Here is a 10,228-nt window from a genome sequence, read left to right as displayed (position 1 = left end):
TCGGCCAGGATCGGGTCGGCGGCCTGCAGCGTGATGCCGCCGCGCTCGCCATGGGTCTGCGTCTGCACGCCCATGTTGTCGAGCAGCTGGCGCATGGTGGCCACGTCGCGCAGGCGCGGCACGTTGTTCAGCGTGACCGGGTCGGCGGTTAGCAGCGAAGCGCACAGCTCGGGCAAGGCGGCGTTCTTGGCGCCAGAGATGGTGACTTCGCCTTGCAGCGTGCGCCCACCCGTGATTCGGAGTTTGTCCATGGCTGGCTGGCGGTTCAGGGTTGGGCCGCCCATTCGGCGGGGGTGTAGGTCTTCATCGACAAGGCGTGCACCTCGTCGGTCTGGATGCGCCCGCCCAACGTGCCGTAGACGGCCTGGTGGCGTTTGATCAGGCGCAGGCCCTCAAAGGCCGGCGAGACGATCACGGCAGCCCAGTGGCGGCCATCACCGGTGACTTCGAGGTGCTCGCACGGCAGGCCGGCGGCGATGAGCGATTGCAGTTGTTCAGCGGTCATGTCAGTGGCGAATTTTGTAGCCGGTCTTGAGCAGGTGCAGCGCGATCGCGCTCACGATGGCGAGAGCCCCACCCACCAGCACCAGACTGATCCAGGGCGACACATCGCTCTTGCCGAAGAAGCCATAGCGGAAGCCGTCGATCATGTAGAAAAACGGGTTGAGGTGGCTCACCTTCTGCCAGAACTCCGGCAGGGAGTGGATCGAGTAGAACACGCCCGAGAGGAAGGTCATGGGCACGATGATGAAGTTCTGGAACGCTGCCATCTGGTCGAACTTCTCGGCCCACAGGCCGGCGATCAACCCCAACGCGCCGAGCAGGGCCGCACCCATGAAACCAAACGCCAGGATCCACAGCGGCGCCATCAGCGAGGGCTGCGCGAACCACCAGGTGACCACCATCACGCCAGCGCCCACGGCCAGGCCGCGCACGATGGACGAACCCACGTAGGCCACGAACCAGGCGCGGTGCGACAGCGGCGTGAGCAGCAGGAACACGAGGTTGCCCATGATCTTGCTTTGCACCAGTGACGACGAGCTGTTGGCGAACGCGTTCTGCAAGACGCTCATCATGACCAGACCGGGCAGCAGGAAGGCGGTGTAGCTCACCGAGTCGTAAACCTGAACCCGGCCCTCGAGGACGTGGCCGAAGATCATCAAATACAGGATGGCAGTGATGACCGGCGCCGCCACGGTCTGGAAGCCGACCTTCCAGAAGCGCAGGACTTCCTTGTAGAACAGCGTCTGCCACCCGGTCATGCTGGCATCTCAACAGGGCTCGTCGCCCGAGGCTGTGCACTGGTGAGATCGAGAAACACGTCTTCCAGATCGGCCTTGCGGATCTCGATGTCTTCGGGCACCACACCCGCCTCGCGCAGCCGCGCCAGGATGCGCTCCACTGCCAGCGCGTCGTTGGCCGGCAGCTGCACCACACGGCCGGTGATGCGGGCCTGCACGGCCAGGTCGGTCGGCAGCAGGGCGTCGGTCTTGAAGCGCAACACGTTGGACGCGGCGCGCGACAACAGCGCCGAGGTGGATTCGAGGGCCACCACCCTGCCTTGCTTGAGCATGGCGATGCGCCCGCACAGCGCCTCGGCTTCTTCGAGGTAGTGCGTGGTCAGCAGCACGGTGCTGCCCAGGCGCTTGTTCAGATCGGAGATGAACTGCCACAAGGTCTGGCGCAGCTCCACGTCAACACCGGCGGTGGGTTCGTCGAGCACGATCACCGGTGGCTTGTGCACCAGCGCCTGTGCGATCAGCACCCGGCGCTTCATGCCGCCGGAGAGCTGGCGCATGTTGGCGTTGGCCTTGTCGGTGAGGCCCAGGCCTTCAAGCAGCTCGTCGATCCAGGCGTCGTTGCGCTGGATGCCGAAATAGCCGGACTGGATGCGCAGCGCCTCGCGCACGTTGAAAAAGGGGTCGAACACCAGCTCCTGCGGCACCACGCCAAGCTGGCGGCGCGCGGACTGGTAGTCGGCCTGCACATCGCTGCCGTGCACCAGCACCCGGCCTGTTGTGGCACGGGCCAGACCGGCCAGGATGCTGATCAGCGTGGTCTTGCCGGCACCGTTGGGCCCGAGCAGGCCGAAAAATTCGCCGGCTTCAATGTCGAACGAGACCGCCTGCAGGGCCCGCACGGCACCGCGCGAGGACGGGTAGCTTTTGGAGACGTCTTGGAAGGAAACGGCGGGCATGCGCGAGAAAACCACGGGGGTCATGGGCCGCGCACAGGGTATCGGGCGGCGGTTGGATAACCGCGTATTTTAGGCCCGGGCTGGTGTCCGCACGGGGCGCGGGGCCAGACCCCGCGCCAGCGGCCTGCTGGAAACGCTCAGGGCGCGAGCAGCTCGCTCACACCGTACAGGCCCATGAGGCTTTCGAGCCGGCGCGGCCAGTTGCTCACCTGCAGGGTCTTGCCCTGCGCACGGAGTTGGCGGCGCAGCTCCAGCAACACCGCCACGGCCGATGAGTCAAACACACGCAGCGAGGCCGCATCCAGCAGCACCACAGGACCGGCTTGCTGCCCGAGCGCCTGCGTCAGCTCCACCAAGGTCTTGCCGGCGTCGGCCAGCGTGACCTGTGCAGGCAGAGCCGCCGAAAGGGCCTCCGGGGCAGCGGCCATGGACAAAGCGGTCGTCACGGATCAGCTGGTCTTGGCGACGTTGGACTTGTTGCGCTGGACCAGCGACGCGATCAGGCCGTCGATGCCCTTGGCGTTGATTTCCTGGGCAAACTGGGTGCGGTAGGTTTCCACCAGCCAGACGCCGAGCACATTGATGTCGTAAATCTTCCAGCCATTGGCCGTTTTTTCCATGCGGTAGTCGAGCTGGATGGGCTCGCCTTTGCCCCGCACCTCGGAGCGCACCACCACCTCGGTGTCTTCGGGCTTGGAACGCATGGGCTTGAAGGTCACGGTCTGGTCTTTCACCTCGCCGAGCGCGCCTGAGTAGGTGCGCACCAGCAGGATCTTGAACTCGTCCTGCAGCTGCTTTTGCTGCTCGGGTGTGGCTTGGCGCCAGAAGCGACCCACGGCCGAAGACGTCATGCGGGTGAAGTTGACACTGGGCAGGATTTTCGCGTCCACCAGCGCCACGATGCGGTTCACATCGCCGGCCTGGATGGCGGGATCGGCCTTCACGGAAGCCAGCACGTCGCTGGAAATGCGCTTGACCAGGGCATCGGGTGCCTCATCCTGCGCCAGGGCAGGCAAGGACATCACACCGGCGGCGGTGATCACGAGGGCGGAGAGCCAGGAGCGGCGTTTCATCATGGTTGTTTTCCTTTGGAGGCCAATGGCCCGACTGCAGACAGCGCAGCCTAAATCATCAGAGCGGCAGAAATATGAAGCAGTTCCACTGCATTCGTTGCGATACGTATCAGCGCCTCAATCCCCATCACCCAGACCGATGCCCTTGTCGATCATGTCGTCGATCTGACTTTGGCGGCGGTTGAGGTACAGATCGCGTGTGAAGCTGTATTTGTCGAGCGCGGCTTCTTCCAGCAGCGAGCTGGCACGCAACAGGCCGGCGCGGGTGTCGACCACGCGCAAGGCGGTGAGCGAGTTGCGCGCCGACACGTCGTTCATGCCCGAGACCGGGTCCACGCTCATGTCGACCACCAGGCCGGTGCCGTCACGAACCGAAGAAGGACCGAAGATGGGCAGCACCAGATAGGCGCCCGACGGTGCGCCCCAGCGGCCCAGGGTCTGGCCGAAGTCGATGCGGGTGCGCGGGATGCCCATCTCGGAAGCGATGTCCAATACGCCAGCCAGACCGAAGACGGTATTCACGCTGAAGCGCATGAGGTTCTCCGTGGCTTCGCGCGGGCGCAGCTGCAGACCCGCATTGGCCGCCGACCACAGGTCACCGAGGTTGCTGAAAAAATTGTTTACACCGGTCTGCACCGGGCTGGGCGTGACGTCCTGGTAGACCGTGGCCACCGGCTTGAGCACCGCCGTGTCCACCGCGTCGTTGAAGCGGTAGACGCCGCGGTTGAACGGCTCCAGCGGATCGCGCGGGTTGGCGTCGGGGCCGGTGGCGCAACCGGTGAGCACGGCCAGTGCCAGGCCACTGGCCAGCAGTGCCGCCGACCGGCTCGTCGCGGTGAGCTTGTTTTTCATTCCTGGAACCCCCTGGGCGCAATGCCCGAAACGTTGTTGTTGAAGCAGCCTGCATTCTTGTCAGGTTGCGGCCTCTTTTCCGGACGCGCCGCCAAAGGCCCTGCTGGAGTTACTCGGCGGGCTTGGCGCTGCCGCTGTTGGCCGCACTGTTGAACAGGAACTGGCTGATCAGGTTCTCCAGGATCACCGCCGACTGCGTCTGCGTGATCACGGAACCTGCGGCGATGTTCTCGGTGTCGCCACCAGGCTCGATGCCGATGTATTGCTCGCCCAGCAGCCCATTGGTGAGGATCTTGAGCGAGCTGTCCTTGGGAAAGGCGTAGCGCGACTCCAGCGCCAGCGTGATGTTGGCCTGGAAGGTGGTGTCGTCAAAGGTGATGGACTCCACCCGCCCGACCACCACACCAGCGCTGCGCACCGCGGCCTTGGGTTTGACGCCGCCGGCGTTGTCGAATCGGCCGACCACCTGGTAGGTTTTCTCGAAGTTCAGGCTGAGCAGGTTGGCCGACTGCAGGGCCAGGAACAGGATGGCCGCGGCGCCGATCAGCACGAACAGGCCGACCCAGATGTCGTTTTTGGAAGTTTGCATGTTGGTCTCCGGATGACGCTCAGATGCTGAACATCGTGGCGGTGAGGATGAAATCGAGCGCCAGCACGGCCAGCGAGGCCACCACCACGGTGCGGGTGGTGGCGCGCGACACGCCTTCGGGCGTGGGGTGGGCGCTGAAGCCCTGGAGCAAGGCCACGAAGGTCACGGCAAAGCCGAACACCACGCTCTTGATGACGCCGTTGCCCACGTCGGCCCAGACGTCCACGCCGCCCTGCATCTGGCTCCAGAAGGCGCCACCGTCCAGGCCCAGCATGAGCACACCCACCACCCAGCCGCCGATGACACCGACGGCGCTGAAGATGCCGGCCAGCAAAGGCATGACGATCACACCAGCCCAGAAGCGCGGGGCCAGCACGCGGCGCACGGGGTCCACCGCCATCATTTCCATGGCGCTGAGCTGTTCGCCGGCTTTCATGAGGCCGATCTCGGCGGTGAGCGAGGTACCGGCGCGTCCGGCAAAGAGCAGCGCCGTGATCACAGGTCCGAGTTCGCGCACCAGCGACAGTGTGACCAGCAGGCCCAGCGCTTCGGTGGCGCCGTAAATGCGCAGCGTGTAGTAGCCCTGCAGACCAAGCACGAAACCGACGAACAGGCCGGAGACGCCAATGAGGGCGAGCGAGTGGTTGCCCAGGAAGTGGATCTGGTCGCGCAGCAGCACCGGGCGGCGCAAGGCGGCGCCCAGCAGCCACAGCAGGCGCACGAACAGGCGCGTGGCGATACCGATGTCGATGATCTGGGTTCTTACCGCAAAGCCCAGTCGGGCGATCCACGCCACGGTCATGCGGGCTCCTTGTGGCCGTTGCCGAAGTCGTCTTCGAGGCTGGGCCCGGGATGGTGAAAGCGCACCGGGCCGTCGGGCAAGGCGTTGACGAACTGTTTGACCAGTGGGTCTTCGCTGTGGCGCACTTCCTCGGGCGTGCCCTGGGCTGCGATCTTGCCGTTGGCCAGCACGATGACCTGGTCGGCAATGTGGAAGGTTTCGTTCAGATCGTGCGAAACCACGATGCTCGTCAACCCCATGGCGTTGTTGAGCTGGCGAATCAGGCGCGCGGCGGTGCCCAGCGAGATCGGATCCAGGCCGGCGAAGGGTTCGTCGTACATGACGAGTTCAGGGTCGAGCGCGATCGCCCGGGCCAGGGCCACGCGCCGCGCCATGCCGCCCGAGAGTTCACTCGGCATCAGGTCGCGCGCACCGCGCAAGCCCACGGCGTTCAGTTTCATCAGCACGATGTCGCGCACCAGTTCCTTCGGAAGGCTGGTGTGTTCCTGCAGCGGAAAGGCGACGTTGTCGAACACGCTCATGTCGGTGAACAAGGCGCCGAACTGGAACAGCATGCCCATGCGCCGGCGCGCGGCGTACAGGGCCTCGGCCCGCATCACGGTGATGTCTTGCCCGTCGAACAGGGTCTGACCCTTCTGCGCCCGGAGCTGCCCGCCGATCAGCCGCAACACCGTGGTCTTGCCACCACCGGACGCGCCCATGAGCGCCGTGACCTTGCCCCGAGGCACGGTCAGCGTGATGTTGTCGAGGATGGCGCGCTCCCCGTACCCGAAGGTGAGGTTGCGCAGTTCGACGAGAGGGGGTTCGTTTTCGATGGGCATCAAACAAAAACCGGGCAATCGATGCCCGGGTTTTGGATGATACGGGATTCGGGGTAAACCCGAGTCAGGTGGGGCCGCGCGTGGATCAGCGCGGCAGATCGGAGAAGCCCATGAGGAATTCGTCGACCGAGCGCGCGGCCTGGCGGCCTTCACGGATCGCCCACACCACCAGGCTCTGGCCACGGCGCATGTCGCCGGCCGCGAACACCTTGGGCACGTTGGTGGCGTAACCACCGGTGAATTCGGTGGTGGCCTTGGCGTTGCCGCGGGCGTCCTTGTCCACGCCAAAGCCGTCCAGGATACTGGCGACCGGGTTCACAAAGCCCATGGCGAGCAGCACCAGGTCGGCCTTGTACTCTTTTTCAGTACCGGGGATCTCGACGAGCTTGCCGTCCTTCATTTCGACGTGCACGGTGGTCAGGCCGGTGACCTTGCCTTTTTCGCCCTTGAAGGCCTTGGTGGAAATGGCGAACTCGCGCTGGAGAATGCCTTTCTCGGCGCTCTCGTCGTGGCTGGAACTGGTGCGCAGCTTGAGCGGCCAGTAAGGCCACACCAGCGGTTTGTCTTCCTGCTCGGGCGGCTGCGGCATCACTTCGAACTGGGTCACGCTCACGGCGCCGTGGCGCGTGCTGGTGCCCACGCAGTCGCTGCCGGTGTCGCCACCGCCGATCACGATCACGTGTTTGCCGTCGGCGCGCAACTGGCCCTTGAACTTGTCGCCTGCGTTGACCTTGTTTTGCTGCGGCAGGAATTCCATGGCGAAATGAACGCCATCGAGGTCGCGGCCCGGCACCGGCAGGTCGCGGCTTTGTTCGGAGCCGCCGGTGAGCAGCACGGCGTCGAAGTCCTTCTGCAGCTGCTCGGGCGTGATCGTCTCCTGCGCCCAGTTGGTGACCTTGGTGTCCTTGGGAAGCGTGCCCACCATGACGCCGGTGCGGAACACCACGCCTTCGGCCTCCATCTGCGCCACGCGGCGGTCGATGTGGGTCTTCTCCATCTTGAAGTCGGGAATGCCGTAGCGCAGCAGGCCGCCGACACGGTCGTTTTTCTCGAACAGGGTCACGTCGTGGCCAGCGCGCGCGAGCTGCTGGGCCGCGGCCATGCCGGCCGGGCCGGAGCCGACCACGGCGACTTTTTTGCCGGTCTTGTGGCGCGGCAGCTGCGGCTGCACCCAGCCCTCGGCCCAGGCGCGGTCGATGATGGCGTGCTCGATCGACTTGATGCCCACGGGATCGTCGTTCACGTTGAGCGTGCAGGCGGCCTCGCAGGGTGCGGGGCAGATGCGGCCGGTGAACTCGGGGAAGTTGTTGGTGCTGTGCAGCACCGTGATCGCATTCTTCCAGTCGCCCTGGTACACCAGGTCGTTGAAGTCCGGAATGATGTTGTTGACCGGGCAGCCGCTGTTGCAGAACGGCGTGCCGCAGTCCATGCAGCGCGCAGCCTGCACCTTGGACTGCTGGTCATCCAGCGCAACGACGAATTCCTTGTAGTGCTTCAGGCGCTCGGGGACGGGCTTGTAGCCCTCTTCCAGGCGCTCGTATTCCATGAAGCCGGTGACTTTTCCCATGATGCGTGTCCTTCGATTGCGTTGGCTTATTTGGCGGCGACGGTGGCTTTTTTCGCCGTGGCCTGGGCCTTGGTGGTCACTTCAACCGCGTTCTTGCGGGCGTGGATTTCACCCAGCGCGCGCTTGTACTCGTTCGGGAACACCTTCACGAACTTGTCCCGCGCCTGCGCCCAGGTGTCCAGCAGTTCGCGCGCGCGCTTGCTGCCGGTCCAGCGGTTGTGCTCTTCGAGCAGCTTCTTCAGTTGCGCTTCGTCGCTCAGGCCGCGGTGCCAGATGGCCTTGTCCATGGTGGCTTCCTGCTCGGCTGCGGGCAGCACTTTCTCCATGCTCACCATGGCGGTGTTGCAGCGCTTGGCGAACTGGCCGTCTTCGTCGTAAACATAGGCCACGCCACCGCTCATGCCGGCGGCGAAGTTGCGCCCCGTCTTGCCCAGCACCACCACGGTGCCGCCGGTCATGTACTCACAACCGTGGTCGCCCGTGCCTTCCACCACCGCGGTGGCGCCCGAGAGGCGCACCGCGAAGCGTTCGCCGGCAACGCCGCTGAAGAACGCCTCACCGGTGGTGGCGCCGTACATCACGGTGTTGCCCACGATGATGTTGCGTGCGGCTTCGCCGCGGAAGTCGATGCTGGGGCGCACCACCACACGGCCGCCCGAGAGGCCTTTGCCGGTGTAGTCGTTGGCGTCGCCGATCAGGTACAGCGTGATGCCCTTGGCCAGGAAGGCGCCGAACGACTGGCCGCCCGTGCCTTCGAGCTGGATGCGGATGGTGTCGTCTGGCAGACCTTCGGGGTGCACCTTGGTCACAGCGCCGGAGAGCATGGCGCCCACCGAGCGGTTCACGTTGCGAGCCACCTCGATGAACTGCACACGCTCGCCCTTGTCGATGGCGCCGCGCGACTTGGCGATCAGGATGTTGTCCAGCGCCTTGTCCAGGCCGTGTTCCTGTTCCTGCGTGTGCAGGCGCGGCACGTCAGCCGGCACGTTGGGCAGGGCCAGCAGGCGGCTGAAGTCCAGACCGCGTGCTTTCCAGTGCTCGATGCCCTGCTTCATGTCGAGCAGGTCGGCGCGGCCAATCAGGTCGTCGAACTTGCGGATGCCCAGCTGCGCCATGATCTGGCGCACTTCTTCGGCGATGAAGAAGAAGTAGTTCACCACGTGCTCGGGCTTGCCGCTGAATTTCTTGCGCAGCGCCGGGTCTTGCGTGGCCACACCCACCGGGCAGGTGTTCAGGTGGCACTTGCGCATCATGATGCAGCCCTCGACCACCAGCGGTGCGGTGGCGAAGCCGAATTCATCGGCACCCAGCAGCGCGCCGATGGCGACGTCGCGGCCGGTCTTCATCTGGCCATCGGCCTGCACGCGGATGCGGCTGCGCAGGCGGTTGAGCACCAGCGTCTGCTGCGTTTCGGCCAGCCCGATTTCCCACGGGCTGCCGGCGTGTTTGATGGACGACCAGGGCGAGGCGCCCGTGCCGCCGTCGTGACCGGCGATCACCACGTGGTCGGCCTTGCACTTGGCCACACCGGCGGCGATGGTGCCCACGCCGATCTCAGAGACCAGCTTGACGCTGATGCTGGAATGCGGCGCTACGTTCTTCAGGTCGTGAATCAGCTGGGCCAGGTCTTCAATGGAATAGATGTCGTGGTGCGGCGGCGGGCTGATGAGACCCACGCCCGGCACGCTGTGGCGCAGCTTGCCGATGTAGTCGCTGACCTTGCCACCGGGCAGCTGTCCGCCTTCGCCAGGCTTGGCACCCTGCGCCATCTTGATCTGGATCTGGTCGGCGCTGTTGAGGTATTCGGCGGTGACACCGAAGCGGCCCGAGGCCACCTGCTTGATTTTGGAGCGCATGGAGTCGCCCGCCTGCAGCACGTAGTCGACTTCAAACACGTCCTTGCCCAGCAGGTCGGACATGGTGTCGCCTTGCTTGATCGGGATCCCCTTGAGCTCGTTGCGGTAACGCAGCGCGTCTTCTCCACCCTCGCCCGTGTTGCTCTTGCCGCCGATGCGGTTCATGGCCACGGCGAGCGTGGCGTGCGCCTCGGTGGAGATGGAGCCGAGCGACATGGCGCCGGTGGCGAAACGCTTGACGATTTCTTTCGCCGATTCCACTTCGTCGATCGGGATCGCCTTGGCGGGATCGATCTTGAACTCGAACAGGCCGCGCAAGGTCATGTGGCGGCGGCTCTGGTCGTTGATGAGCTGCGCGTATTCCTTGTAGGTGTTCCAGTTGTTGGCGCGCGTGCTGTGCTGCAGCTTGGCGATGGCGTCGGGTGTCCACATGTGCTCTTCGCCGCGGGCGCGCCACGCGTATTCGCCACC

The 10,228-nt window shown here is 65.0% G+C and carries 11 protein-coding genes and 1 pseudogene; all 12 read right to left on the bottom strand.

Annotated elements, in window-relative coordinates:
• Positions 1 to 251: pseudogene (locus tag Q0C59_RS16300) on the bottom strand (UDP-N-acetylglucosamine 1-carboxyvinyltransferase); the annotation flags it as partial.
• A gap of 14 nt (positions 252 to 265) precedes the next feature.
• Complete coding sequence (locus tag Q0C59_RS16295; RefSeq protein ID WP_069047539.1) at positions 266 to 505, bottom strand: BolA family protein; 240 nt, start codon at positions 503 to 505, stop codon at positions 266 to 268.
• 1 nt (position 506) lies between these two features.
• Complete coding sequence (locus Q0C59_RS16290) at positions 507 to 1,262, bottom strand: ABC transporter permease (protein ID WP_291217430.1); 756 nt, start codon at positions 1,260 to 1,262, stop codon at positions 507 to 509.
• Entirely contained in the window at positions 1,259 to 2,197 is a 939-nt protein-coding gene (locus Q0C59_RS16285) for an ABC transporter ATP-binding protein (RefSeq protein ID WP_291217437.1), read from the bottom strand. The genes Q0C59_RS16290 and Q0C59_RS16285 overlap by 4 nt, the downstream gene beginning before the upstream one ends.
• 137 nt (positions 2,198 to 2,334) lie before the next feature.
• The gene (locus Q0C59_RS16280; RefSeq protein WP_291217428.1) at positions 2,335 to 2,643 is read right to left on the bottom strand and encodes a lipid asymmetry maintenance protein MlaB; all 309 of its coding nucleotides are present in this window, start codon (positions 2,641 to 2,643) and stop codon (positions 2,335 to 2,337) included.
• Between the two features lie 3 nt (positions 2,644 to 2,646).
• A complete protein-coding gene (locus Q0C59_RS16275) occupies positions 2,647 to 3,270 on the bottom strand; it encodes a phospholipid-binding protein MlaC (RefSeq protein WP_291217435.1) in 624 nt (207 codons plus the stop codon).
• 117 nt (positions 3,271 to 3,387) lie between these two features.
• A complete protein-coding gene (locus Q0C59_RS16270) occupies positions 3,388 to 4,122 on the bottom strand; it encodes a VacJ family lipoprotein (protein WP_291217426.1) in 735 nt (244 codons plus the stop codon).
• A 109-nt stretch (positions 4,123 to 4,231) separates the two neighbouring features.
• Positions 4,232 to 4,711: an outer membrane lipid asymmetry maintenance protein MlaD gene (gene mlaD, locus Q0C59_RS16265; RefSeq protein ID WP_291217424.1), complete on the bottom strand. Its 480-nt coding sequence runs from the start codon at positions 4,709 to 4,711 to the stop codon at positions 4,232 to 4,234.
• Between the two features lie 19 nt (positions 4,712 to 4,730).
• On the bottom strand, positions 4,731 to 5,513 hold the full coding sequence (gene mlaE, locus Q0C59_RS16260; protein WP_370654245.1) for a lipid asymmetry maintenance ABC transporter permease subunit MlaE: 783 nt from the start codon (positions 5,511 to 5,513) through the stop codon (positions 4,731 to 4,733).
• Positions 5,510 to 6,334 (bottom strand): ABC transporter ATP-binding protein, encoded by an 825-nt coding sequence (locus Q0C59_RS16255; protein ID WP_291217422.1) that lies wholly within the window; start codon positions 6,332 to 6,334, stop codon positions 5,510 to 5,512. The genes mlaE and Q0C59_RS16255 overlap by 4 nt, the downstream gene beginning before the upstream one ends.
• Before the next feature lie 85 nt (positions 6,335 to 6,419).
• The gene (locus Q0C59_RS16250) at positions 6,420 to 7,901 is read right to left on the bottom strand and encodes a glutamate synthase subunit beta (RefSeq protein WP_291217419.1); all 1,482 of its coding nucleotides are present in this window, start codon (positions 7,899 to 7,901) and stop codon (positions 6,420 to 6,422) included.
• A 26-nt stretch (positions 7,902 to 7,927) separates the two neighbouring features.
• Positions 7,928 to 10,228 (bottom strand): glutamate synthase-related protein (locus tag Q0C59_RS16245; RefSeq protein ID WP_291217416.1); only part of this gene is annotated, 2,301 nt, incomplete at its 5' end.

The organism is Hydrogenophaga sp. (assembly GCF_022844385.1).
GTDB lineage: Bacteria > Pseudomonadota > Gammaproteobacteria > Burkholderiales > Burkholderiaceae_C > Hydrogenophaga.
Note: the sequence above shows the minus strand (reverse complement) of the source record. Positions and strands in the feature narration are given on the sequence as shown.